Origin of the sequence: Streptomyces sp. NRRL S-495, from assembly GCF_000966955.1 — a bacterium.
Classification (GTDB): domain Bacteria; phylum Actinomycetota; class Actinomycetes; order Streptomycetales; family Streptomycetaceae; genus Kitasatospora; species Kitasatospora purpeofusca.
On record NZ_JZWY01000304.1, the window covers coordinates 1 to 24,493 of the forward strand.

Annotated in this window: 22 protein-coding genes and 1 pseudogene; 8 read left to right on the top strand and 15 right to left on the bottom strand. The window is 74.0% G+C overall.

Annotated features, from left to right (window positions below; genetic code table 11):
* From VR45_RS17040 to VR45_RS45680, 7 genes and pseudogenes are all read right to left on the bottom strand, one after another.
* Positions 1 to 309, bottom strand: a pseudogene (locus tag VR45_RS17040) (hypothetical protein); the annotation flags it as partial.
* 254 nt (positions 310 to 563) lie between these two features.
* Complete coding sequence (locus VR45_RS17045; protein WP_045940622.1) at positions 564 to 1,334, bottom strand: CDP-alcohol phosphatidyltransferase family protein; 771 nt, start codon at positions 1,332 to 1,334, stop codon at positions 564 to 566.
* A gap of 106 nt (positions 1,335 to 1,440) precedes the next feature.
* Complete coding sequence (locus VR45_RS17050; protein ID WP_045940623.1) at positions 1,441 to 2,163, bottom strand: YidC/Oxa1 family membrane protein insertase; 723 nt, start codon at positions 2,161 to 2,163, stop codon at positions 1,441 to 1,443.
* A gap of 87 nt (positions 2,164 to 2,250) precedes the next feature.
* Complete coding sequence (locus VR45_RS17055; RefSeq protein ID WP_234326003.1) at positions 2,251 to 2,547, bottom strand: DUF6412 domain-containing protein; 297 nt, start codon at positions 2,545 to 2,547, stop codon at positions 2,251 to 2,253.
* A gap of 76 nt (positions 2,548 to 2,623) precedes the next feature.
* Positions 2,624 to 3,154 (bottom strand): hypothetical protein, encoded by a 531-nt coding sequence (locus VR45_RS17060; RefSeq protein ID WP_045940624.1) that lies wholly within the window; start codon positions 3,152 to 3,154, stop codon positions 2,624 to 2,626.
* On the bottom strand, positions 3,151 to 4,605 hold the full coding sequence (locus tag VR45_RS17065; RefSeq protein ID WP_052709153.1) for a hypothetical protein: 1,455 nt from the start codon (positions 4,603 to 4,605) through the stop codon (positions 3,151 to 3,153). Before VR45_RS17065 ends, VR45_RS17060 begins: the two co-directional genes overlap by 4 nt.
* Before the next feature lie 6 nt (positions 4,606 to 4,611).
* A complete protein-coding gene (locus VR45_RS45680) occupies positions 4,612 to 5,034 on the bottom strand; it encodes a hypothetical protein (RefSeq protein WP_045940625.1) in 423 nt (140 codons plus the stop codon).
* 131 nt (positions 5,035 to 5,165) lie between these two features.
* Here VR45_RS45680 and VR45_RS17075 point away from each other — a divergent pair, with 131 nt between their 5' ends.
* Both VR45_RS17075 and VR45_RS17080 read left to right on the top strand, forming a co-directional pair.
* Positions 5,166 to 5,450 (top strand): type II toxin-antitoxin system prevent-host-death family antitoxin, encoded by a 285-nt coding sequence (locus tag VR45_RS17075; RefSeq protein WP_030394189.1) that lies wholly within the window; start codon positions 5,166 to 5,168, stop codon positions 5,448 to 5,450.
* Positions 5,443 to 5,865 (top strand): type II toxin-antitoxin system VapC family toxin, encoded by a 423-nt coding sequence (locus tag VR45_RS17080; RefSeq protein ID WP_234326004.1) that lies wholly within the window; start codon positions 5,443 to 5,445, stop codon positions 5,863 to 5,865. The genes VR45_RS17075 and VR45_RS17080 overlap by 8 nt, the downstream gene beginning before the upstream one ends.
* Before the next feature lie 98 nt (positions 5,866 to 5,963).
* On the opposite strand, the gene VR45_RS17085 is transcribed toward VR45_RS17080, so the two are convergent.
* Entirely contained in the window at positions 5,964 to 7,079 is a 1,116-nt protein-coding gene (locus tag VR45_RS17085) for a Gfo/Idh/MocA family oxidoreductase (RefSeq protein WP_045940626.1), read from the bottom strand.
* Positions 7,080 to 7,479: 400 nt separating this feature from the next.
* The gene (locus VR45_RS17090) at positions 7,480 to 8,259 is read right to left on the bottom strand and encodes an HAD-IIA family hydrolase (protein WP_045940627.1); all 780 of its coding nucleotides are present in this window, start codon (positions 8,257 to 8,259) and stop codon (positions 7,480 to 7,482) included.
* A gap of 281 nt (positions 8,260 to 8,540) precedes the next feature.
* Between VR45_RS17090 and VR45_RS17095 the strand changes: the two genes are divergently transcribed.
* The 3 genes from VR45_RS17095 (at position 8,541) to VR45_RS17105 (ending at position 11,969) form a co-directional block, all read left to right on the top strand.
* Positions 8,541 to 9,857 carry a low temperature requirement protein A gene (locus tag VR45_RS17095; RefSeq protein WP_078896594.1) on the top strand — a complete coding sequence of 439 codons (1,317 nt, stop codon included), beginning with the start codon at positions 8,541 to 8,543 and terminating at the stop codon, positions 9,855 to 9,857.
* Between the two features lie 102 nt (positions 9,858 to 9,959).
* Positions 9,960 to 10,688 (top strand): uracil-DNA glycosylase, encoded by a 729-nt coding sequence (locus VR45_RS17100; protein WP_234326005.1) that lies wholly within the window; start codon positions 9,960 to 9,962, stop codon positions 10,686 to 10,688.
* A 369-nt stretch (positions 10,689 to 11,057) separates the two neighbouring features.
* On the top strand, positions 11,058 to 11,969 hold the full coding sequence (locus VR45_RS17105) for a glycoside hydrolase family 6 protein (protein WP_234326006.1): 912 nt from the start codon (positions 11,058 to 11,060) through the stop codon (positions 11,967 to 11,969).
* Here the strand turns inward: VR45_RS17105 and VR45_RS17110 are convergent.
* Together VR45_RS17110 and VR45_RS17115 are read right to left on the bottom strand one after the other, a co-directional pair.
* On the bottom strand, positions 11,966 to 13,252 hold the full coding sequence (locus VR45_RS17110; protein ID WP_045940628.1) for a lipoprotein: 1,287 nt from the start codon (positions 13,250 to 13,252) through the stop codon (positions 11,966 to 11,968). The two genes, VR45_RS17105 and VR45_RS17110, sit on opposite strands and share 4 nt — an antisense overlap.
* A 233-nt stretch (positions 13,253 to 13,485) precedes the next feature.
* A complete protein-coding gene (locus tag VR45_RS17115; protein WP_045940629.1) occupies positions 13,486 to 14,082 on the bottom strand; it encodes a VTT domain-containing protein in 597 nt (198 codons plus the stop codon).
* A 616-nt stretch (positions 14,083 to 14,698) separates the two neighbouring features.
* Here VR45_RS17115 and VR45_RS17120 point away from each other — a divergent pair.
* The gene (locus tag VR45_RS17120) at positions 14,699 to 15,814 is read left to right on the top strand and encodes an LLM class flavin-dependent oxidoreductase (protein ID WP_045940630.1); all 1,116 of its coding nucleotides are present in this window, start codon (positions 14,699 to 14,701) and stop codon (positions 15,812 to 15,814) included.
* 6 nt (positions 15,815 to 15,820) lie between these two features.
* On the opposite strand, the gene VR45_RS17125 is transcribed toward VR45_RS17120, so the two are convergent.
* Both VR45_RS17125 and VR45_RS17130 read right to left on the bottom strand, forming a co-directional pair.
* A complete protein-coding gene (locus VR45_RS17125) occupies positions 15,821 to 18,007 on the bottom strand; it encodes a GGDEF domain-containing phosphodiesterase (protein ID WP_078896595.1) in 2,187 nt (728 codons plus the stop codon).
* A 394-nt stretch (positions 18,008 to 18,401) separates the two neighbouring features.
* Positions 18,402 to 18,830 carry an OsmC family protein gene (locus VR45_RS17130; protein WP_045940640.1) on the bottom strand — a complete coding sequence of 143 codons (429 nt, stop codon included), beginning with the start codon at positions 18,828 to 18,830 and terminating at the stop codon, positions 18,402 to 18,404.
* A 334-nt stretch (positions 18,831 to 19,164) separates the two neighbouring features.
* On the opposite strand from VR45_RS17130, the gene VR45_RS17135 reads away from it, so the two are divergent.
* Together VR45_RS17135 and lepB are read left to right on the top strand one after the other, a co-directional pair.
* Positions 19,165 to 19,527, top strand: coding sequence for a chorismate mutase (locus VR45_RS17135; RefSeq protein WP_045940631.1), 363 nt, complete (start codon positions 19,165 to 19,167; stop codon positions 19,525 to 19,527).
* A 337-nt stretch (positions 19,528 to 19,864) separates the two neighbouring features.
* Entirely contained in the window at positions 19,865 to 20,482 is a 618-nt protein-coding gene (gene lepB, locus VR45_RS17140; protein WP_286163283.1) for a signal peptidase I, read from the top strand.
* 51 nt (positions 20,483 to 20,533) lie between these two features.
* Here the strand turns inward: lepB and VR45_RS17145 are convergent, their stop codons facing one another.
* Positions 20,534 to 21,628, bottom strand: a complete 1,095-nt coding sequence (locus VR45_RS17145; protein WP_078896596.1) for an EamA family transporter — start codon at positions 21,626 to 21,628, stop codon at positions 20,534 to 20,536.
* A 139-nt stretch (positions 21,629 to 21,767) separates the two neighbouring features.
* On the bottom strand, positions 21,768 to 24,221 hold the full coding sequence (locus tag VR45_RS17150; RefSeq protein ID WP_045940632.1) for a transglycosylase domain-containing protein: 2,454 nt from the start codon (positions 24,219 to 24,221) through the stop codon (positions 21,768 to 21,770).
* Between the last annotated feature and the right edge of the window lie 272 nt (positions 24,222 to 24,493).

The following is a 24,493-nucleotide window of genomic DNA, read 5'->3' on the forward strand; positions in this document are numbered from 1 at the left end:
GTCCGGCCTGACCGGCTGCCCGGTGGCCAGGTCGGACGTGCCCACCGCGTCGCGCCAGATCCGCCGGCCGTCCTCCCGGACCTCGGCGAACGCGGCCGTCGAGGAGCCGTCCGCGACGAACGCCCGCAGCTCCGCCCGCGCGTCGACCCCGCCCCGGCGGGCATCGGCCGGGGCGGGCGCCGCCATCGCGGCCGGGGCGAGTGTGCCGACGGCGGCACCCGCCAGGGCGACGGCGGCCAGCCTCCTGCCCAGTCGGCCGCGCTCACGCAACTTGCCTGCCGGATAACTATTTTGACCGAACGTCATCATGAACCCCTCCGGCCCGGACCTCGGGCCCTCCGGGTCCAGGCTGGCAGTCGCCCCGGCCGGCCCGCGTCATCCTGCGGACCGGCCTCGGCCGCCCCCGGCCGTCCGACGGGGGGAGCGGGTGCCCCGGTCGAACGGCGGGGGTCGAGCGGTGGCCGCTCGGCATCACCGGGCTTGACAGCGGACGGCCCCGGTGCATGTCAACGCGGCGTCACCAGTGGCGAGTTCGCCACGGCGGCGCTCGACCGCGCGGCGGGCTACCGCAGTCGCGAGGAGGACAGGATCGAGGCCAGGTGCGCCACCACCATGCCCCAGGTGATCACCGCGATACCGGCCACCACCGCCCGGGTCGGGCCGATGCCGCCGACCGCCACGTCCGCCACCGCCGCCGCCAGCAGTACCAGCGAGGCCTCGATGCCGTTGGTCACCCGGTGGATCTTGAACACCGACGCCAGCCGGCGCGCCGTCGCGATGCCCTGCGAACGCGGCTGCGTCGACTCCTCGTCCGCCGGAGCCAGCCCGCTGCGCGCCCGCGCCACGTCCACCAGATCGGTCGACGCCTTCAGCAGCACCACACCGAGCGCCGCCGCCAGGCCCACCGACACCCACAGCTCCGACCCGCCCCGGGCCGCCCGGACACCCGCGCCGACCATCAGCGCGGCGTCCGCCAGATACGCGCCGAGCCGGTCCACGTACACCCCGGCCGTGCTGAACCGCCGCTTCCAGCGGGCCACCTCGCCGTCGACGCAGTCGAACAGCAGGAAGCCCTGGAACAGCACCGCCGCCAGCACCGCGCCCACCAGGCCTGGGACCAGCAGCGCCGCCCCCGCCCCGACCCCGCATACCACCATCAGCCAGGTCAGGGTGTTCGGCGCCACCGAGGTCCGCACCAACTGCCGGGTGACCCGCAACGACACGGCGCGCATGTAGAGCCGGCCCGCCCAGTGCTCCCCGTTGCGGCTCGCCAGCTTCGCCCGCGGCTGACAGACCTCCCGCAACTCGGCCAACGCCGGCGCAGCGACCGCCATGACGCCACCCTTCCCTTCATCTGAGCCCACCTGCGTGATCGTCCGACCGACCGGCCCAAACGATCACACAGGCTAGAGCAGGCCGGGCGGTCCGGCCGATCCGGCCTCAGACCAGCGCCGGAACCGCGGGCTCCGGCGTCCCGTCCCGGTGGAGCCAGGCCCGCTCGGCCGCCGTCCAGGTGCTGGTGGTCAGCAGATATACCGCGGCCGCCAGCGGGACGAGGGCGGCGAACAGCACGGTGCCGAAGGACAGGTACGGCAGGAACGCGAGCCCGGGCTGCGCCGGTGCGTCCTGCGCCGACTGTGCCGCCTGAGCCGCCTGCTCGGCCTGGGCCCGGCGGGCCTTCCGGAAGTTGACGTACCCCAGCGCCGCCAGCCCCGCGTACAGCACCGCGAACACCGCCCACTCGCCGGCACCGTGTGCCGAGCCCACGTGCAACCCCAGCGGGGCACCGAACAGGGTGTGGCCGAGCAGGTCGTTCGGGGTGGTGAACAGCCGGTACATCACCGAGAAGAACGGGATCTGCACCAGCATCGGCAGGCAGCCCGCGAACGGCGAGGCCTTCTCCTCCCGGTACAGCTCGGCGAGCGCCGCCTGGAGCTTCTCCGGGCGGCCCTTGTGCTTGCGGTTCAACTCGGCGATCCGCGGCGCCAGCCGGGTTCGCGCCTTCTCGCCGCGCGCCGCCGCCCGCGCCAGCGGGTGCAGTGCCAGCCGGACGCAGACGGTGAACAGGACGATCGCGAGCGCGGTCGGGACGACCTGCGCGAACGCGGCGACGACATCGTGGGCCAGGCCGACGGCCGGGTCGAGGATTGCGAAAACGGACATGGTGGAGCGAGCCCTCCGGGGGTCTCGGGGTACGAGTGATCGACGGAGGACGGCCGCGACGGGCCGGTGGTGAAGGAATCCCCGGTGCTACGCGGCCGCCGGGACCGCTCCCGGGGCCCTCGGGCGCTGACGGCCCCGGGCATCCGGATCACGCTGCGGGAGGAAGGCCGTCCGGGCCGCGCGCCTGCGCAGCACCCCGGCCCGCACACTCGCCGGCGCCCGCGCCCCCAGCAGCCGCGCGACGACCAGCGCCCCCGCGACCGCCCCGGTCACCAGCACCACGGCGGCCGCAGCCGCCACCGACGTCAGCGACCCGCCACCCTCGACGAGCCACTCCCCACTCAGCACCCGGAGCAGCCCGAGCAGCATCGCGACCACGGCCACGTCCCTGCCTCCTCTGCGCTCCGGACCAGTACTGCCAACGATGATGCCAGACGGGGCGGCCGACCGGACCCCCGTCTCAGGGGGTGCGCACGGCACTCACCCAGATCTGGCTGGTCCCGTCGGGCCGAGGGGCGAGGCAGACGGAAGTCGAGGTCACGTGTCCGGGCAGACGGGATTCGAAAAGGCCACAGGTCATCGAGGACTCGGTGCGAGGATCGGGCGCCCCGATGTGGACGAGACCGTCGTCGGTACCCGGGTCGAGGGGCTTGCCCGCGCGCCACTCGGCCACGGCGAGACCGTCCCTGAACGTGCCGGTCTGCTCACTCGGCAGCCGGAACGACTGGACGCCGAGGTCGTACTGGAATCCGTTCTGGTGCCCCCACCGCACGTCGACCGCCAGGGTGGGCACCGGCACCCGTGTCAGATCGGCGACCTGCTCCGCCGTCGCCGACATCCACGAACCCGGCCGGCCGCTGTCGTCGGCCGCTCTCCGGTCCGTCTCGTACGCCCAGTACAGGAGGGCCACCGGCAGCAGCACGGCACCGGTGAGCAGCGCGATCACCAGCCGTCGTCGGCGAATGAACTGTCGGTCGGGCTGCCGGTTCATCGGTCCTCCCGGCTCGGATCGCTCCGGGCACCGTCCCGGGTGCCGCTCGGCCAGTCGGGCACTCCGGGCAGGTCCGCCGAGGACTCGGGCAGGGCGACGGTCCTCGGGGTGCTCCGCCCGATCAGGTCGTACTCCCTGGCCAGGCCGGTCTGGTGGAGTGCGGCCATGTCGCTGTCCTTGATGTTGGTCCCAGCGATCGGCGTGCTCTTGCCGGGGTCCCAGTTGTAGCGGTCCCAGATGTGGACCTGGTAGTGGATCGAGACCTGTGGCTTTCCGTCCGGTCCGGGCCGGGCGGTGACCACGCCGGAGGTGGCGAATGCGTGGCTGCCGATGGCCAGGTACCAGTTCCGGGTGTCCGCGGTTCGTTGTTGGGCGGCCTCGATCGGGACCGCCACCGGAGCACCGCCCGACTGCGCGAAGGCATCCAGGGCCGTCTGCCGCCACGCTGCCCGGTTGGCGGTGATCTGCTGCTCCACCAGACCGCTGAGTTTCTGATCGTCACCGAGCATGCGGTCCACGTCCACGGTCAGTGGTTCTCCGCTCGCGGCCAGGAAGTGTTCCATGTGGCGCGCGGCGTCGGTGTATCCGACGAACGTTCCACCGCCCACGAGCAGCGTCTGCGCCGCCACTCCGATCGCGTAGTCCCCCGGGCCCGGCGGCCGCTGGGCGAAGTCTCCCGCACCCGCGTCCGGCGCGTGCCACTCGTAGTCGACCGGGCCCAGTACACCCGCCGCGACCAGCCTCTCCCCGTCCGCCGCCAGCAGCCCGGCGCGGACGCTCGGGTCCAGCGCGCCCCACCAGAGCCGCAGGGCCTTCGGGTCGGTCGGCATCCCCGCGGCCCGGACGAGGTCGCCACGGGCGTCCGCCACCGCCCCCGGTCGCGTCGCCGGGTCGACCTCGGCGGGGTCGAGGGTGCGGAGGGCGGCCGCCGCCGTGGCATCGGCCTCGGTGGCGGCCGCGACCGCCTTCCGCATCGCCTCGACGTGCTGCTGGAGTTCCTCCCACTGCCGCCGCCGGTACGCGATCGCGTCCGGGTCGTTGCGGTCCTCGGGCGGGAGCGGGGGCAGGGTGACGGTGCCGTCACCGCCGACGGTGGCGCCGAGGGCCTCGGCGTCGCCGATGGCCCGCTGCAGGTCCTGCTGGGCCCGGGTGAACGCGGACGCGGCACGGCGGAGGGCGGCGGTGACGGCGAGGGCCTCGTAGTGGAAGGCGGTCAGCTCGTCGGCGAGCAGGCCGATCTCCCGGGTGGCCTCGTCGGCCGCGAGGCCGCTCCAGGCGCGGGCGCCGGCGGCGGCGGCGAGGGGGCTCGGTGCGGCGCCGGTGAGGGGCCGGAGGACGCCGGAGCGGACCTGGCCGGCGATCTGTTCGGCGTGTCCGGCGAGGCCGTTCCAGGTGTCCCCGGTCCGGTCGAGCGGGCCGAGGGCGGCGTGCCGGAGCCGGTCGAAGGTCACCACGGCTCAGGGGGCCCGGAGCGCGGAGGCGGCGGCGGTGTCGGCCGACCGGTAGGCGGTGGCGGTGGCCTCCAGCCGGTCGGCGGCGAGGCCGAGGCGCTGGTCGAGGCTGGTCCAGCGGGTCTTCCACCAGCCGAGGACCTGGGTGAGCGCGGCGCCGGTGGCGAAGCCGTCGGCGGTCAGGGCGGTGGCGGTGGCGCCGGTGTCCGGTTCGGCGTGGCCGACGGCCTGCCGCAGTTCGCCCTGGAGGCGCCGGGAGGCGGTGGCGGCGAGCCGGAGTGCGGCCGGTTCGACGTGGACGGGTGCGCCGGCCGAGGGGCCGTTCGCCCAGGGGCCAGGTCCGGCGGCGGGGCGCGGGATGCCGGGCGGTGGGCCGTCCTGGCCGTGGAGCCACGGATTCTGCTGTGCTTCGGTGGTCGTGTCGGCCACGGTCGGAGCCCCCCAGCGTGATCGGTCGATGTCGTACGGTAACGCGGCGCCGGGTCCGGGGGTGGTGGATTTCCGGCGGATCGGTGCGCGAGGCGTAGCCGCGGGTGCTACACGGGGCTACCTTGGAAAGCATGAAGACGATTACCCAGCGGGAGTTCCGGAACAACTCCGCCGCGGTGATGGACGCGGTGGAGGCGGGGGAGATCTTCCACATCACCAGGAACGGGGTCGAGGTCGCGGAGCTGCGGCCGGTGGCGGGGCGCCGGCGGCTCACGGCCGAGGAACTGGTGGCGCGGCACGTGAAGCTGCCGCGGGTGGACTACCAGCAGATGCGCAAGGAGTCCGAGGAGTACTTCGGGCCGGAGGAGCTGGTCGGGGACGAGGACGGCGACCCGTTCGAGCGGCCGCGTGGCTGAGCGGCGGCGGGCGGCCCGGCGGCGGCCCGCCGGGGTGCTGGACACATGCGTCTACATCGACCTGGCGCTGCTGAGCCCGGCCGATCTGCCGGCGGTGCCGGAGCTGACCGCGATCACTTTCGCGGAGCTGCAGCAGGGCGTGTCGATGGCCCGTGACCCGGTCAGCCGGGCGGCCCGGCTGGAGGTGCTGGGCGCGGCGATGGCGGACTTCGACCCGCTGCCCTTCGACGGGGCCGCCGCGGCCCGCTACGGGACCCTGGTGACGCTGACGATCGCGGCCGGCCGGCAGCCGCGGCCGCGGCGGATCGATCTGATGATCGCCGCGATCGCTTCCGCGCACGGGCTGCCGCTGTACACGCGCAACATCTCGGACTTCAAGGGGCTGGGCTCGGCGGTCGAGGTCATCGGAATCTGAGCACCCCCGCGCCGCCACCCGCCGCCCCTGCCCGCCGCCCGCGCCCACAACGGGGCGCGGGCGGCCGACGGGGCGGGGTCAGGCGGGCTCGGGCGGGGTCAGGCGGAAGCGTCCTCGAGCCGGACGGCGGTGCCGGTGGCGGCCGAGGCGCGGGCGGCCTCCAGGACGGTCAGGGTGGCGACGGCGTCGCGCGGGTCGACCGGGGGCGGGGTGCCGGGGGTGGCCAGGGCGGCGGCGACGCCCGCGTAGAACGCGGGGTAGTCGCCGGGGTCGGTGGGCAGCGGGGTGGTGGACCCGTCGCTGCCGAGGGTGCCGTACTGGGCGGGGTCGTCGGCGCCCCAGGGCATGGTGCCGTCCGGGCGCAGGCCGGTCCGCAGGGCCGCCTCCTGGGGGTCCATGCCGGGCTTGACGTATCCGGCGGCGTCGCCGAGGACCCGCAGCCGGGGGCCGACGAGCGGGGCGATCGCGCTGGTCCACAGGTGGGAGCGGGTGCCGTTGGCGTGGGTGAGGGCGAGGAAGGCGTCGTCGTCGACCACCGCGCCGTCGCGCCGCACGTCGATCTCCGCGTACACCGTGTCGACCGGCCCGAAGAGGGTGAGCGCCTGGTCGACGAGATGGCTGCCGAGGTCGTAGAGGGTGCCGCCGACCTCGGCCGGGTCGGCGAGCTCGCGCCAGCCGGGCTTGGGCTTGGGCCGGAACCGCTCGAAGCGGGACTCGAAGCGGTGCACCCGGCCGAGCGCGCCCTCGCGGACCAGGCGGGCGGCGGTGAGGAAGTCGCCGTCCCAGCGGCGGTTCTGGAAGACGGTGAGCAGGGTGCCGCTCGATCCGGCGAGCGCGCAGAGTTCGCGCGCCTCGGCGGCGGTGGCGGCGAGCGGCTTGTCGACCACGGTGGCCAGCCCGGCCCGCAGGGCGGCGCGGGCGAGCGGGGCGTGGGTGCGGTTGGGGGAGGCGATGACGACCAGGTCGAGCGCGTCGGGGTCGGCGAGCAGCTGCTCGGGGGTGTCGACGGCGCGGGCGTCGGGGTGCTCCTGCCGCAGCTGGGCCCGGCGGTCGGGGTTGGCGGTGACCACCGCGGCGAGCCGGAGTCCGGGGGTGGTGGCGATCAGGGGCGCGTGGAAGGCGGAGCCGGCCAGGCCGTAGCCGATCAGACCGACGCGGAAGGGCGGGCGGGAGCCGGGAGCTCCGGGGGCGGCGGGGCGCGCGGAGGTGGTCATGCGCCCTACTCAACCACGGTGTGCCCGGTTGGCCCCGGTTTCGGCGTCGGACCCGGGGCTTTCGGACCCGGCGCCGGACCCGGGGGCTTCCGGACCGGTGCCGGCAGTGCCGGTCGGTCAGGTGGTGCCGCCGCCGCGGTGGGGGGCGCGGCGGCGGCAGACCCGGGTGGAGACCGACGGTGGTGGCCGCCGGGGCCGGTGCGGGGGACCCGGCGTGGCGCTCACGCTAACCGCGCCCGGCCGCGCCGCTGAGGGGTCATCGGTGCGGTTAGGGGCGGCTTAAGGAGTCCTTGAGGGGCGGCCGGACCGCTCCGGGCGGCGGCCGCCACGGCGAAGGCCCTCCCGCGCGGAAGCGGGAGGGCCTTCGAGGTGCCGTGGGACCGGGGGCGGTGACCGTGTCTCAGATCAGGTCGACCAGGTCCGCGATCGAGTCGACCACCTGGGTCGGCCGGTACGGGAAGCGCTCCACCTCGCTGGCCAGGGTGAGGCCCGTGAGGACCAGGAAGGTCGACATACCGGCCTCCATGCCCGAGACGATGTCGGTGTCCATCCGGTCGCCGATCATCGCGCTCCGCTCGGAGTGGGCGCCGATGGCGTTCAGACCGGCGCGCATCATCAGGGGGTTGGGCTTCCCGACGAAGTAGGGCTCCACGCCGGTGGCCTTGGTGATGAGGGCGGCGACCGAGCCGGTGGCGGGGAGCGCGCCCTCGGCCGACGGGCCGGTCTCGTCCGGGTTGGTGGCGATGAACCGGGCGCCGTCGTTGATCAGGCGGACGGCCTTGGTCATGGCCTCGAACGAGTACGTCCGGGTCTCGCCGAGGACGACGAAGTCGGGGTCGGTGTCGGTGAGCACGTAGCCGACGTCGTGCATCGCGGTGGTCAGTCCGGCCTCGCCGATCACGTACGCGGTGCCGTTCGGGCGCTGGTCGGAGAGGAACTTCGCGGTGGCCAGCGCGGAGGTCCAGATGTGCTCGGCGGGGACGTCCAGGCCCATCCGGGAGAGCCGGGCGTGCAGGTCGCGCTGGGTGTAGATGGAGTTGTTGGTGAGCACCAGGAACGGCTTGCCGGACTCACGCAGCCGCTTGATGAAGGCATCGGCGCCGGGGATCGGCACGCCCTCGTGGATGAGGACCCCGTCCATGTCGGTCAGCCAGGTGTCGATGGGCTTGCGGTCTGCCACGGTGGTGTCTCCTAGGTCTGGTGTCTCCTAGGTCTTGCGATGGTTCGAAAATCGCACCGGACCGGACACCAGCGGCCGGCCGGGCGCCAATGGCTGCCCCAACGACGATCAGCCTAGTCGTCCCGGGCCGCCGCTCGTAGGGGCTGCCGACCGGTGGACAGGGGCGGTGCCGGGGCGGTGGGCCGGGGCGGGCTGGTCTAGCCTCGGCACTGCTGTTGCGGGCCCCGCCCCGGCCGATGTCCCGGGCGGGCCCGTTCGCTGTGTGCGCCGAGGAGGGGCGGATGAGCACAACGGGGGAGCTTCCGGTGGGGGCCGAGGAATCGGCGGTCCGGACGGGGGAACGGTCGGAGCGGAGACCGCCGGAGGGGAAGCGGCCGGAAGCGAAACGGCCGGACGAACGGCCGGGCGGGGAGGCGCCGGAGAAGCGGGTCACCTGGGCGGAGCTGTACTTCGATCTGATCTTCGTCTTCGCGATCACCCAGGTCTCCGGCCTGCTGCACCACCGCCACGACCCGCTCGGGATCGTGCAGGCGCTGGTGGTGTTCGTCCCGGTCTACTGGTGCTGGGTCGGCACCACCGTGCAGGCCAACATCCGCGACGTGGACACCGCGCGCGACCGGCTGGGCATCCTGGCCGTCGGGTTCACCGGCCTGGTCATGGCGCTGGCCGTGCCCGGCGCGTACGGGAACCGGGGCGTGCTGCTCGGCGCCGGGTACTGGGCGGCCCGGGTGGTGCTGCTGCTCCTGCTGGTGCGCATCCCGGGGGTCTGGCGCGGGCCGTACGGGGTGGGTGTGCTGGTCAGCGGGCCGCTGCTGGTGGCGGGCGGGCTGCTGCCGGAGGGGCCGAAGGTCTGCCTCTGGGCGCTGGCGGCGCTCTGCGACCTGTCCGGGCCGGTGGTGTTCCGCCGCAAGCTGGCCGCCGTCGCCTACCACCCGTCGCACATGCCGGAGCGGTTCGCCCTGTTCCTGCTGGTGGCGCTCGGCGAGTCGATCGTCGGGATCGGCGCGAGCGCGGCCGCGGTCCGCCTCGACGCGGCCGAACTCGTCGCGGTGACGGCCGCGTTCACCATCTCGGCCGGGCTCTGGTGGCAGTACTTCGTCTTCGCCGCCGATGCCATGCGGCACGCCGTCACCGTCGCCGACTCGCGCCGGGACATGGTCCGCCGGGTCTTCCAGTACGGGCACCTGGCGCTGGCGGCCGCGGTGATCGCGGTGGCGGTGGGCTTCGGCGAGACGGTGGCCGATCCCCGCCGGGCGCTGGGCGCGGCCTCGGTGGGGCTGCTGTACGGCGGGTGCGGACTGTATCTGCTGACCTTCGGCTACACGCGCTGGATGATGTTCCGATCGGTCGCCACCACCCGGATCGTGGCGGCGGCGGTGGTACTGGCGCTCGCGCCCGCGATGGTGCGGTGGCCGGCGCTCGCCGCGCTGGTGACGCTCGCGGTGGTCCTGGTGGTGCTGAACGTGGTCGAGCACCGGCGCGTGAACGCGGCGGCGGTGGCGGTGGTCGCGGAACCGGCCCGGGAGCCGGGTGCGGAACCGGCCGGCGAGCCCTCCGGCGAAGCGGTCGGGGACCCGGTTGTCGGTGGGCCTGTGTAGCGTTCGGGGTGAAAGAGGGCGTACGGCGCGAGGGGCGCGATATGCCCGCAGGTCGGGGCGGTGCCGCGGTGAGCGGCCGTCCGGTGGGAGGTAGATGTCGTCGTGACGGACACGGTCGAGGCGAACGTGGGCGGGGCGGAATCGGGAGCCGGTCTGGAGCTGCCGGAGTCCTGGCGGGAGGTGCTGGGCACCGAGACGGAGAAGCCGTACTTCGCCGAGCTGGCGGCCTTCGTGGCGGCCCAGCGCGCGGAGCACCAGGTCTTCCCGCCGAGCGGGCAGGAGTTCTCCGCGCTGGAGGCCACGCCGTACGAGAAGGTCCGGGTGCTCGTGCTCGGCCAGGACCCGTACCACGACGACGGCCAGGCCCACGGTATGAGCTTCTCGGTGCTGCCCGGCACCAGGACGCCGCCCTCGCTGCGCAACATCTTCAAGGAGCTGGACGCCGACCTCGGCATTCCGGCGCCGGACAACGGCTACCTGATGCACTGGGCCGAGCAGGGCGTGCTGCTGCTCAACGCGGTGCTCACGGTCCGTGCGCACGAGGCCAATTCGCACAAGGCCAAGGGCTGGGAGAAGTTCACCGACGCGGTGATCAAGGCGGTGAGCGCCCGCGAGGAGCCGGTGGTCTTCGTGCTCTGGGGCAACTACGCGAAGAAGAAGCTCCCGCTGATCGACACCGAGAAGCACGTGGTGGTCCAGGGCGCGCACCCGTCGCCGCTGTCCGCCAAGCTGTTCTTCGGCAGCCGCCCGTTCTCGCAGATCAACACCGCGCTGGAGGGCTTCGGGGTCGACCCGATCGACTGGCGGATCCCGGACCTCAAGCAGGGCTGAGCCGAGCCCGGTCGCCCCGGGTCGAGCCGTTCCGGCCAGGCCCGTCCCTGACGGTTCGTCTCCTCGGTGCGGGCCGCCCGCCGTTCACCTTCCGGTGGACGGCGGGCGGTGCCCGGTGTGCGAAGCTGGGGCCGGGCCGGGTCGCCGGGCCGGATCTGGGAGGGGCGGTACGTGCGCCGAGTTGGGCGAGGGGCTGGGTTCCGGCCGGCCGTGGGGGCGGCGTTGCTGGGGCTCGTGGCGGGGCTCGCGGGCTGCGCCGGGGGGAGTCCGACGGGAGCGGTCGTACCGGCCACCACACCCGCGGCCACTGCACCCTCGGCGGTCGCACCTGCGGTCACCACACCCGCGGCCCCCGCGCCCGGGCTGCCGGTGCCCGGTGCCCTGCCGCAGCTCCCCGGCCAGACCTTCTACGTCTCCGACCGGACCGCCGCCGCCCAGCAGGTGACCGCCCTGCGCGGCCAGGGCCGGACGGCGGAGGCGGACACCCTGCTGCGGATCGCCGCCCGGCCCTCCTCGCAGTGGCTGACCGACCAGGCCGCCCGGGGCACCGCCGAGCAGGTGAGCCGGCGCGCCGCCGAGGCCGACCGGACGCCGGTCTTCGTCGCGTACAACATCCCGCACCGGGACTGCGGCCTCTACTCGGCCGGCGGCGCCACCGACGCGGCCGCGTACCGGGCCTGGGTCACCGGGCTCGCGGAGGCGCTCGGTGACCGCCGGGCCTGGGTGGTGCTGGAGCCCGACGCGGTCGCGCACACGCTGGACGCCTGCGGGGTCAAGGGCGATGCCGCCGCCGAGCGCTACGGCCTGCTGGCCTTCGCCGTGCAGGAGTTGAAGAAGCGTCCGCAGGTGCGGGTCTACCTGGACGCGGGCAACCCCGGCTGGGTGCAGGACCGGGCCGCACTGGCCGAGGCCCTGCGCAAGTCCGGGGTCGCGGCGGCCGACGGCTTCGCGCTGAACGTCTCCAACTTCTACGCCACCGACCGCACAACCGCGTACGGCGCCCAGCTGTCCGCCCTGCTGGACGGCAAGCACTTCGTCGTCGACACCAGCCGCAACGGCAACGGCCCGCTGAGCGCGGAGGCGTGGTGCAACCCGCCCGGCCGCGCGCTCGGCGCGCCGCCCACGACGGAGACCGGGCAGCCCGGGGCCGACGCCTTCCTCTGGATCAAGAACCCGGGCGAGTCGGACGGCGAGTGCGGCCGGGGCGAGCCCCGGGCGGGGGAGTTCTGGCTCCCGTACGCGCTGGGCCTGGCGACGGCCGCCCCCGCCGGTAGCCCCTAGCCGGCCGTGCCGAGGAAGGACTCCCAGCCGCCGGCCGGCGCCTGCCCCACGTTGAGGGTGCGCAGCTTGCGGAGGGTGGACTGGTCCTGCACCTCCAGCCACTCGACGAGCTGCTTGAACGAGACCAGCCGGACCTCGGGCTTGCCCGCGATCGTCTTGAGGGTCTCCTCGACGGCGTCCATGTAGATGCCGCCGTTCCACTGCTCGAAGTGGTTGCCGATGAAGAGCGGCGCGCGGTTGCCGTTGTAGGCGCGGTCGAAGCCGGCCAGGTAGGAGTCCCTGGCCTGGGTGCGCCAGTCGTTGAACTTGGCCGGGTCCCCGTTGGTGACCTTCGACTGGTTGGCCAGGATGTTGTAGTCCATGGAGAGCACCTGGAAGGTGTGCCCGGGGAACGGGATGCTCTGCAGCGGGAGGTCCCAGACCTTCCCGTCCTGCACCTTCTGGGGCCAGATCTGCTGGCCGCCCGAGGAGCTGGCGTCGTACTTCCAGCCGAGGGCGGCGGCCGTCGGCAGCAGGGCCTTCTGCCCCTCCAGGCAGGGGGTGCGGCCGCCGATCAGCTCCTTCTTGTAGTCGAAGGGGAGCGGGTCGACGTCGGTGAAGCCGGTGTTGGTCCGCCACTGGGTGACGAAGCCGACGGCCTGGTCTATCTCGCTCTGCCAGTCCTCGGGGGTCCACTTGTTGACGCCGTTGCCGTCCGGCCGGGTCGAGCAGAAGTGGCCGTTGAAGTGGGTGCCTATCTCGTGGCCGGCCAGCCAGGCCTGGCTGACGAGCTTGATGGTGTTCTTGACCGCGCCGTCCGACAGGTAGGGGATGTCGGACGCGCCGACCGAGTGCTTCGGCGGGTGGTACAGCTCGGACCTGCCCTTGGGCAGGGCGTATATACCGGAGAGGAAGAAGGTCATCGAGGCCTTGTGTTCCTCGGCGAGCTTGAGGAACCGGGGGAACTGACCGTCCTCGGTCGCTCCGGCGCCGTCCCAGGAGAACACCACGAACTGCGGCGGGCGCTCGCCGGGCTTGAGCTTCTCCGGCTTGGGCTGGTTCGGCTGGGGGCCGGTGTCGGAGGTCGATCCGTCGCCGATCGGCTTGCCCTTGGTCGGGGTGCCGCTCGGGGTGCCGCCGGTTGCGGTGCTCGGCCCGCCGGTGGTGGGGGCGGGGGCGGGACCCGAGCTGGAGCCGGAGGCGGCGGCCGGTCCCGAGCCGCCCCCGGAGCAGGCGGTCACCGCTCCGAGGGCCGCGGTCGCGGCGGTGGCTGTGAGCACGGTCCTGCGCGAGATGCTGCCCATCGTCTCCCCTGGGGTCGTCCGGACCGGGTACGGCCGTGGCCCTGCCCGCATCAGTCAATTCGGACAATTGAGTGATTATCCGTCGTTAGGATTGCATGCGGACGCACGGGTCACCAAGGAACCGGGGGCCGCCGACCATGAACACGCTCGGCACGCCTGTACGGGATGCGAAGAAATGTCTTCTGTTGCCGTCCTGTGACGCTTCGCCCGATTCGGGGCGTGCCGTCGAGGCGTCAGCCGAGCGAGAGCCGGCGGTTGCGGCGCACGATCCGCGCGATGGCGGTGCTCACCGCGGTGGCCGCGGTGCAGGAGACCGCGAGGCTCAGCCAGGCGGTGTCGAACCAGTGGCTGTTGAGCCAGCCCAGGGTCACGATGTAGGCCGCCCAGATCATCGCGGCCAGCGCCGACCATCGCAGGAAGCGGTGGGGGTGCGCGGGGGAGTGGCCGATGGCCAGATCGAGGACGGTCCGCCCGGCCGGGACGAAGCGGGCGACCACGACCATGACGGCCGCCGCCCGCGTGGTGCGTTCGTCCAGCGCCTGCTGCACCCGCGCCACGCTCGCCGCGAGTTTCGGGCGGTGTTCGAGTCGCCGGTTGACCATGGGCGCGCCGCGACGGGCCAGCTGGAGCAGCAGCAGATCGCCGAGGAAGGAGGCGGTGGCCACACCCAGCCCGAGCAGTACGGGCGCGCCGTCTATCTGCGCCGTCTTGAGCACGGCGAGTATGACGATCGTCCCGCTCGGGATGAAGGGGAGGAAGGCGTCGCCGAGGACGGCGCAGAGTGCCAGGGCGCAGATCCACGAGGATCCGGCCAGTGTTGCGATGTCCATGTGCTTCCTCCCTCCAGGCTGCCCGGAGGAGCAGTGGTTGCAAGGGACAACGCTAGCGCCTCGACTTTTCATGCCATGAAGCACCCCGGCTGTGCGCCGGCTCACAGGCGTCGGGCCTCACCGGCCCGGGACTGTGCGGGCCGGGACTGCGCGGGGCCGGGACGGGGCGGGCCCGGAATGGCACGAGCCCCCGGGGCGGGGTGCCGCTCCGGGGGCTCGCGGGGATCGGTCGGCGCTGGTCCAGCCCGACGATCTTGCTGGTGAGTGCGGATCCGGTTGGGTGATCCGCCGGGAACCAAGCCTGCCGGACGCCGGACACCGCCCGCGAGCCCTCCGGCTGGCGACTTCCCGCGCTGGCGTGAAGTCGCCACGGGTGTTCGTCCGCTGGCTCTGCGTCAACCGGGAGCCGGGTCCCCGGGGACCTCCGGCGACGGACGGGACGGGCGTTCGCGAACGGGTCGGCCGGGGCGCGGCCGGGCCCGGGGCCGGGGAACAAGGGGGACCGCGGCCGGGGTTGACCACTGTCGGCACCGGCGGCGGCACCGGCCGACCCGGTGGCCGGCACCGGTGCACCGCACCGGCGGACGGAACGACCACGGCCAGGAGGACGGACGGTATGACGACCGAGGACAGGCGGGCGCAGCAGCGGGACGGCAGGAGCGCGGCACCCGCCGCGGACGCGATCCGGGGCACGGCCCGGGGAACGGCGCCCGCCCCGCTGTCGATTCTCGACCTGGCCACCGTCGGGGTCGGCCACACACCCGCGCAGGCACTCTCCGCGACCACCACCCTCGCCCGCAGCGCCGAGGAATGGGGCTACCACCGCTTCTGGGTGGCCGAGCACCACGGCATGCCCGGTGTCGCCAGCTCCACCCCGGCCGTCCTGCTGGCCCACCTCGGCGCCCACACCACCACCCTGCGGCTCGGCTCGGGCGGCGTGATGCTGCCCAACCACGCCCCGCTGGCGATCGCCGAGCAGTTCGGCCTGCTCGAAGCCCTCCATCCGGGCCGGATCGACCTCGGCCTCGGACGGGCCCCCGGCACCGACGCCGCCACCGCCCGGGCGCTGCGCCGGGGCCTCGGCGAGGGCGCCGACGACTTCCCCCGCCAGCTCGCGGAGCTGACCCACTTCCTCGACGGCAGCTTCCCGGCCGAGCACGCCTACGCCCGGCTGACCGCCGTCCCGAAGGGCGAGGGGCGGCCGCCGATCTGGCTGCTCGGCTCCTCCGGCTTCAGCGCCCAGCTGGCCGGCCGCCTCGGGCTGCCGTTCGCCTTCGCGCACCACTTCAGCAGCGTCAACACCCTCCCGGCCCTCGACCTCTACCGCTCGGAGTTCCGCCCCTCCGCCGTCCTCGACGAGCCGTACGCGCTGATCGGGGTGGGCGCGGTCGCGGCCGACGACCGGGACGCCGCCCGCCGCCTGGCCCGCTCCGCGGCCCTCGGCATGCTCCGGCTGCGCCGCGGCAACCCGGGCCCCATCCCCACGCCCGAGGAGGCCGAGTCCTACCCGTACAGCCCGGCGGAGGCGGACTTCATCGACGAGTGGCTGGGCAATGTCGTGCTGGGCTCGCCGGGCGAGGTGGCCGACGGGCTGGAGGCGCTGCGCAAGCGGACCGGGGTGGAGGAGCTGATGGTGACCTCGCACATCCACGGCCACGAGGCGCGGCTGCGTTCCTACGGGCTGATCGCCGAGGCGTACGGCCTGACCGGGGTCCGGGCCTCGGCCGGCTGACCGGCGTCAGCCCCGGTCCTCGCGCCCGCCCCGGCCGTCGCGGCTCTCCAGGCCCTCCCGGCCCTCGCGATTGCCGCGGTTGTCCCGGTTGTCCCGGTTGTCGCGGAGTATCGCCGCGACCAGTTCCGCCTCGCCGGGGCGGGCGAAGTACCAGCCCTGGGCCGTGTCGCAGCCGGTGAGCCGCAGCCGTTCGGCCTGGGCGGCGCTCTCGATGCCCTCGGCGGTCACGGTCAGGCCGAGGGTGTGGGCGAGCTGCACCATCGCGCCCACGATCTGCTCGTCCGCGTCGCTCCGCCGCGCGCCGAACTCGGGGAGCTCCGCCCGGGAGCCGGTCGGGGAGGGGTCGCGGAAGCCCTCGATGAAGGTGCCGTCCAGCTTCAGTACGTGCACCGGGAGCCGGGAGAGGTAGGCGAGGTTCGAGTAGCCCGTCCCGAAGTCGTCGATCGCGATCCGGACGCCCATGTCGGCGAGCGCCTGCAGTGCCTGGAGCGGGCGCCCGCCGGGGCCGAGCAGCGCGCTCTCGGTGATCTCCAGCTGCAGCAGCCGGGCCGGCAGCCCGGTGCGTTCGAGGGCCTGGGCGACATCGGCGACCACGTCGGAGTCCCAGATCTGGCGGGCGGCGAGATTGACGCTGACGAAGGTCTCGGTCTCGGGGAACTCGGTGAGCCAGCGCCGTGCCTGACGGCAGGACTCCTCCAGTACCCACTTGCCGAGCGGCACGATCGCCCCGGACTCCTCGGCGAGCGGGATGAAGCGGTCCGGCGAGAGCGTCCCGTAGCGGGGGTGGCGCCATCTGACCAGGGCCTCGGCGCCGTGCACGGCGCCGTCGGCGAGGCCGACCAGCGGCTGGTACTCGATGGTGAACTCGCCGCGCTCCAGCGCCGGCCGCAGCGCGGTCGCGAGCAGCTGGCGGGTCAGCTGGTGGGCGCCCCGGTCGGGGTCGTAGAGGGTCCACCGGGCCCGGCCGTCGGCCTTGGACCAGTACAGGGTGGCGTCGGCGTCCTTGACCAGGTCGGTGGGGGTGGTCTCCTGCACGGAGCGCTCGACGACGCCGACGCTGGCGGTGACCACCAGGCGGTGGCCGGCCACGTCGAAGGGGCGTTCCAGGGCTTCGAGGATCCGGGCGGCCAGATCGGTCAGCTGCTCGCTGCCCCGGCTGTCGGTCACCAGGACGGCGAACTCGTCACCGCCCATCCGCGCCACCAGCTGGGTGCCGTGCGCGGTGAAGCCGCGCCGGAGCCGGGTGGCCACGGCGATCAGCAGCTGGTCGCCGATGTGGTGCCCGAGTGTCTCGTTGATCGCGGCGAACCCGTCGAGGTCCAGGTAGCAGACGCCGACCCGGGGGCCGTCCGTCCCGTCCCCGGTGCCGTCCCCGGCGGCCGGGCCCGGGGGTGCGGGCAGGGGCGCCGTCGACCGGTCGGCGGTGAGGCAGGCGGCGTCGAGGCGTTCGAAGAAGTACGTCCGGTTGGGCAGGCGGGTCAGCGGGTCGTGCAGGGCCTGGTACTCCAGCCGGTCGCCGAGCCGGCGCTGCTCGGTGATGTCCTCGACCAGGGCGAGCGTGTAGAGCGGCCCGCCCGCGGCGTCCCGGATCAGCGAGACGGTCACCTTGCTCCAGACCGTCCGCCCCTCGCGGTGCTTGAGCTGCTTCTCGACCCGGAGCCGGTCGCGCTCGCCGTTGACGAGGGCCGGGAAGAGCCGGTGCGGCATGCCCTCGGGGTCGACGATCTCGTAGATGTGGGTCTGCACCAGTTCGCCGACGGTGCGGCCGGTGAGCGTGGCGAAGGCGGGGTTGACCTCGATGATCCGGTCCTCGGGGTCGATCAGGGCCATGCCGATGCCGGCGTCCCAGAAGGCGGCCCGCAGCCGGGCCTCGCTCACCCGCAGGGCGGCCAGCAGCCGGTCGCCGCCCTCGGTGGCGGCCGGTTCCGGCGCGTGGGTCCCGGTGCCGGGGCTGTCGTCCGCCGCCCGGTGGGCCTCGTCGGAGAGCGGCCGCGAGCAGGTCGGGCAGAGCAGGGCGCCGCCGGACACGCCGTCCAGGACGGCCTGGGTGGTGCCGACGGTGGCCCCGGGGCCGGTGCCGTTCGTGCTTCCGACGGGGTGGGGGGCGGGTGGCGGGAGGTGGTGGTGCGCCCGTGGCTCCTCGCGCCGTACGCCGGGGTGGTGAGCGTCGGCCCCCTCGTTCTGGCCCGGCACGGCATGCTCCCGTCCGCTGCTGACGCTTGACGCTGGTCCGGCCGGTCACCCGACTGCGGCGGCCGGCTCCGCACCCTGCCGGGGCTCCTGCGGGCGGGCGGCGTGGCGGAACGCTCGGGACGGAGCGGGCCGGGCCGAAGCCCGCCTGAGGAACCGTGAGGAACAGGGTGCTGCGGCCGATCATAGGACGCGACGGCAACGCGCGGTGACCGCCGCCAGGGTGATTCGTCGGCTTTGGGGGCAAGTACGGCGATACATGCGGACGCCCCCGGTACACATCACATGATGTGCACCGAGGGCGCGTGCTCCAGGAGTGCGCCCTCGGGCCCCGGCGGAGCGCCGAACACGCGCCCCACCGGGGCCGAGGAGCAGGAGGAGCGGGAGGACCGGACGGTCAGCCGGCCAGCGAGGCCGTGAGGGTGATGGTGGTGCCGGTCAGGGCCTGGCTCACCGGGCAGTTCGCCTTGGCGTCCTCGGCGGCGGCCACGAAACCGGCCTCGTCCAGTCCGGGCACCTCACCGGTGACGGTGAGGTGGATGCCGGTGATGCCGGTGCCCGGCTGGAAGGTCACGTCGGCCTGGGTGTCGAGCTTGGTGGGCGGGGTGCCCGCGCCGGTCAGACCGTGCGAGAGGGCCATCGAGAAGCAGGCGGAGTGCGCGGCGGCGATGAGCTCCTCCGGGCTGGTCAGCCCGTTGGGCGCCTCGGCGCGGGCCGGCCAGGACACCGGGAACTCGCCGATGCCGGACGACGCGAACGCCACCTGGCCCTTGCCGTCGACCAGGTTGCCTTCCCAAGCGGTGCGGGCGGTGCGAGTGGTTGCCACGATCGGTACCTCCATCGAATCAGGAACTGCTGGTTCGTCACGTCCGGTCCTGCCGCGCCCCAGCCTACGTGCAGCTCCGGGGCCAGCCACAAGTAGCGCATCGGTCTGCCGAGTCCGAAAATCCCTCGGCCGTCCGGGTGAAGGCGGCTCCCGGAGGGCGGGCCGGGGCAGCTCGGAGCACCGTCCGGCGGTCGGTCCGTGTGCCGTCCATATCGTGGACCGATCGGCCAAATGGTGCGGGCCCGCGTCGGGCGTCCTGTTAGATTTGCGCGCGCCCGGGCCCGGCCGCCGGACGGTCGGGCGCAAGACGCGAGAGAGCCGCGGAGCCTTCCCGATGACGGACCACCCCACGACCCCCGACGCCGGACTGCCCGAGGGGGTCGCCGACGCCGTGCGGGCCGAGCTGACCAGCCTGCGCGAGAGCATCGACAACATCGACGCCGCGGTGGTCCACATGCTGGCCGAGCGCTTCAAGGCGACCCAGCGGGTCGGCCGGCTCAAGGCCGAGCACAAGCTCCCCCCGGCCGATCCGGCCCGTGAGCGCGCCCAGATCAAGCGCCTGCGCGAGCTGGCGGCCGGCGCGCACCTGGACCCGGTGTTCGCGGAGAAGTTCCTGACCTTCATCATCGCCGAGGTCATCCGGCACCACGAGGCCATCGCGAGCGACGCCGTGACCGGCGGGAACGACGCGGTCTGACGGCCCGCGCGGCCCGCGTCGGGGGCCGGAGCCGCCGTCGCCGCGGGCCCGGGGGACGCCCGGGGGATGTCGGGCACGGGTAAACGCCCGATTTCGCCTGGATCCCCGATTGGCGTAGCGTGCTGGTTCCCCCGCAGCCGGAGAGTGGAGCAGCGACGATGGCGGTGAACCTGCCGGATACGCACGGCGGCGATGCCGGGGCCGGGACCGCCGCCCCCGGTGCCCCGGTCGGGGGCCGGGCCGAGGCCCGGCGGGCGCGGCGGGCCGCCGAGGGGCGCCGGAGCAGGTCGCCGAAAAGGGGCGGCCGGGGCGCCGGCCGCGGCCGTGGTGGATCGAGATCCCGGCCATGGCGGCGGTGGGCCTGGTGGTCGCGCTGCTGATCAAGACCTGTCTGTTCCAGGTGTTCACCATCCCCTCCGGTTCGATGGAGAACACCCTGCGGATCGGCGACCGGGTCGGTGTCAACAAGTTCGCCCCGCTGACCGGCTGGAAGCCCGAGCCGGGCCAGCCGGTGGTGTTCAAGGACCCGGGGGGCTGGCTGCCGCCGCAGGCGACGGACGGGAATCCGCTGACCGACGCGCTGGGTTCGGCGCTCTCCTTCGTCGGCCTGGTGCCGCCGAAGGACGACAACTACCTGGTCAAGCGGGTGATCGCGACGGGCGGGCAGACCGTGCAGTGCTCGGGCAGCACGCTGACCGTCGACGGTGCCAAGGTCGACGAGCCCTACCTCCACCCCGGGGACGACTCCTGCGCCGGTCTGGACTTCGGCCCGGTGACGGTGCCGCAGGGCCACGTCTGGGTCGAGGGCGACCACCGTAGTGACTCCGCCGACTCCCGGTACCACCAGCGGGGCCCGGGCGGGGGCGCCGTGCCGGTGGACAACGTGGTCGGTCCGGTGTCGGCCGTGGTGTGGCCGCTCGGCCACCTCGACTGGTTCGGCTGGGTCGGCCGCTGATCCGACCGGTCGCGTCCGACCGGTCGCGGCGCCGCGTCGGCGGCCGGCGGGCTACCGCTCCCGGCCGCGTTCCTTCTCCTGGGCGTCACCGGCCCCGGCGGCCCGTGCGAGCCGTTCGCCGAGCGCGGTCGCGCCCGCCGGAACCGCTGCCAGGCCCGCGTCCAGCCCGGCCTCCCCGCTCTCCCCGCTCTCCCCGCTCTTCCCGGACGCCTCCACGGCGGCGGGCTTGCTCGCCTGGGCGGCGAAGGCGCCGGCCAGCACCAGCAGACCGCCGGTCACCTGCGGCAGGCCGAGGTGCTCGCCGAGCAGGACCCAGGCCAGCACGGTCGCCACGACCGCCTCCAGATTGGCCACCACACCGGCGACCGGCGGCGACAGGTGGCGGACGGCGACGACGCCGGTCAGATAGGCGAGCACGGTCGCGACCAGGACCATCCAGGCGGCCGGGAGCAGCGCGGGCAGGGTGTGCCCGTTCATCACCACGTCCCCGCCGAGCTTGCCCCAGTCCGCCTGCCAGGGGCGGGTGAAGGCGGTGAGCACGACCGAGCCGATCAGCAGGCCGTACGCGCTGACGGCGATCGGGTCGACGGGGCGGTCGCCCCGGCTCCCGGCGTCGGCGAGCACGAAGTAGCCGACCTGGCAGCAGGCGGCGCCCAGGGCGAACAGCACGCCGAGCAGGTCGAAGCTCAGCCCGTTCCACACCTCGACCACGCAGGCGAGTCCGGCGACCGCGACGCCGGCGCCGATCGCCGCGCCCCGGCTGATCGGCCGGCGCTGGACGAACCGGACGTAGCCGATGAGCAGCGGCGGGCCGAGGTACTCGATCAGGAGCGCGACGCCGACCGGGATCCGCGAGATGGCCGCGAAGTAGCAGGCCTGCACGCCCGCGACGGCCAGCAGGCCGAAGCCGATCAGCAGGCCGGGCCGCCGCAGCACGGCCTCGCGGTGGCGGTAGGCCAGCGGCAGCAGGACGACGGCGGCGCCGGTCACCCGTAGCCAGACCACGTGCAGGGGCGACAGCCCGGCCTCGATCAGTGGCTTGGCCGCGGTGCCGGAGCCGCCGAAGGCGACCGCGGAGACGAGGGCGAGGGTGAGACCGAGGGTCCGGCCGGAGGAACGGCCGAGCGGGGGCTTCGAGCTGTGCACCGACGAATTGTGACAGTAGGACCGCAATTTTGGTAAGGGGTCATTTTGCTATTCGGTCCTGCACATCACCCGGGGTGAGCCCCCGCTACCGGCCGGAGCCACCGACCGTAGTCACCAGCCCCGGAGCCACCGGCCGGAACTACTGGCCGGAGCCGGTCCCGGTGCCCGTGTCCGTCCCGGTGCCGCCGCCGGACCCCGTGCCCGAGCCGCCGGTGCCCCCGGTCGGCTGAGGTGCCGTGGTGGGCCCGGTGGTCGGCGCGGTCGTCGGCGCCGGGGTCCTGGTCGGCCTGCTGGTCGGCTGCGGCGTCGTCGGCTGGGTCGGGGCGGTGGTCGCCCCGCCGGTGCCGGAGCCGCCGGTGCCCCCGGTCGGCTGCGGTGCCGTGGTCGGTCCGCCCGACGGTGTGGCGGTGGGCTCCGAACCGGCGCCCGATCCGCCCGACCCGCCGGAGCCGCCCGTTCCGCCCTGGCCGGCCGGCGGCGACGGTTCGCCGGAGGACGTCGCCGACCCGTCCGGGGTGGCCGGCGCGGAGCTCGCGCCGCCCGAGGGGCTGGGCGAGGCACCGGCCCCGGAGGAGCCCCAGCCGCCGCGCCCCGAGTCGTCGGCGCCCGCGGGCGCGGGGAAGTCGGAGACCGGCTGGCCCTTGAGGGCCGCCTTCATGTAGGCGGTCCAGATCTGCGCGGGGTACTGGCCGCCCGCCGCGCCGTCGAGTCCGCCGGTGCCGCTCAGGCTGACCTGCGCACCGGTGCCCGGGTCCTGGCCGAACAGCGCGACCGAGGTGACCAGCTCCGGGGTGTACCCGACGAACCAGACCGCCTTGTGCTCGTCGGTGGTGCCGGTCTTGCCCGCCGCCGGCCGGCCCAGTGCCTTGGCCCGCCAGCCGGTGCCGCCCTGGTCGGCCACCACGCCCTGGAGCATCGAGGTGACCTGGCGCGCGGTCTGCTCGCCGACCGCCTGGGTGGTCTTGTGGGCGGGCAGCGCGAGCGGCTCGCCCTCGCGGTCCACCGACTGCACCAGCCACGGGGTGATCTGCTTGCCGCCGTTGTCCAGCGTGGCGTACACCCCGGCCATGTCGAGCACGCTGGGGGTCGAGGTGCCCAGCGGGATGGAGCCCACCGCGTCCAGGGACGGGGTGTTGCTGGGCAGGCCGAGCGCGATCGCGGTGTCCCGCACCTTCGCCAGCCCGGTGTCCTGGGCGAGCTGGGCGAAGGCCGAGTTCACCGACCAGTCGGTGGCCTGCTGGAGGGTGATCTGGCCGTAGCTCTTGTCGCCCTCGTTCGGCGGCGCGTACGGGGTGCCCTTCCCGCCGCGGACCTTGCGCTCGCTGGTGCCGTCGTAGACGGTGCGCGGGGTGACGGTCTGGCCGGACTGGGTCTTGGCGTTGTTCTCCAGCGCCGCCGCCAGTGCGATCGCCTTGAAGGTCGAGCCCGACTGGTAGTCCCGCCGGGTCGCGTTGTCGATGTAGTGCTTGGTGTAGTCGACCCCGCCGTACAGGGCGACCACGGCCCCGCTCTTCGGGTCCACGGAGGCGGCGCCGGCCTGGACGGCGGCGTCCTTCTTCCGCTTGTCCGGGTTGAGGGTGTCGTGCAGCTGGGCCTGGACGGAGTCCTCCAGGGCCTGCTGGCGGGTCGGGTCGACGGTCAGCCTGATCGTGTACCCGCCCTTGGCCAGCTCCGACTCGCCGATGACCTGGTTGGTGGTGAGGTACTCGGTCGCGGCGTTGACCAGGTAGCCGGCCTGGCCGGACAGTCCGAGCTGCGCCTGCGGGTCCTTGACCTCGGGGAAGGCGGTGGCGGCCCGCTCCTCGGCGGACAGCCAGCCCTCCTTCACCATGCCGTCGAGCACGTAGTTCCAGCGGTTGACGGCGTTCTGCTTGCCCGCCGGGGTGGCGGTGGCGACGTCGTACGCGCTGGGGGCGTTCAGCAGGGTGGCCAGGTAGGCGCCCTGGGCGGCGTCGAGCTGGGCGGCGTCGACGCCGAAGTACTGCTGGGCGGCGGCCTGGACGCCGTACGCACCGCGCCCGTAGTAGGAGGTGTTGAGGTAGCTGGAGAGGATCTCGTCCTTGGTCTCGGTGGCGTCCACCTTGATCGCTATGAAGAGTTCCTTCACCTTGCGGCTGACCGACTGCTGCTGGTTCAGGTAGGTGTTCTTCACGTACTGCTGGGTGATGGTGGAGCCGCCCTGGGTGCCCTCGCCCTTGGCGGTGTTGACGGCGGCGCGGACCATGCCGGCCACGTTGACGGCGCCCTCGTGGTAGAAGTTGCGGTCCTCGGCGGCCAGGGTCGCGTGCTGCGCGGCGGGGGAGACCTTGTCCAGCGGGACGTTCTGGCGGTTGGTCTGGCCGGTCCGGGCGAGCACCGAGCCGTCCTGGTAGAGCCAGGTGTTGCTCTGGGTGGTCGCGGCCGCGTGCGCGTCCGGCACCTTCACCAGGGCGATGCCGAGGGCGAACAGGCCGACCCCGAGCAGTACCGAGGCCACCAGGCCCACCAGGGTCATCCGCCAGGTCGGTATCAGCCGGCGCCAGCCGGTGCGCCGGGGCCGTCGGACCTTGGTCTTCCGGGTGCGCGGCGCGCCGCTCGGGGCGTTACGGGACAAAGCGGCGGCCTTTCCTGCGGGCGAACGACGGGGAGGGTGCACGGGCGGGCGGCGGCACGTACGGCCGGGCCGGCCCGCGCGGACAGGACCGTCGGCGGTCGGGGGCCTTTGCCCCTTTTCCGGTGTACAGCCCAGAACGCGCCGAAGGTACCGGTTGGCTCCACCGCAACGGGAAGCGAGACCGACATCACACACAAATCGGACGTCAATGGGCAGCGAAAAGCCGGAGAGCCCCTCGCGTGAACGAGAGGCTCCCCGGTTGTCTGTGCGCC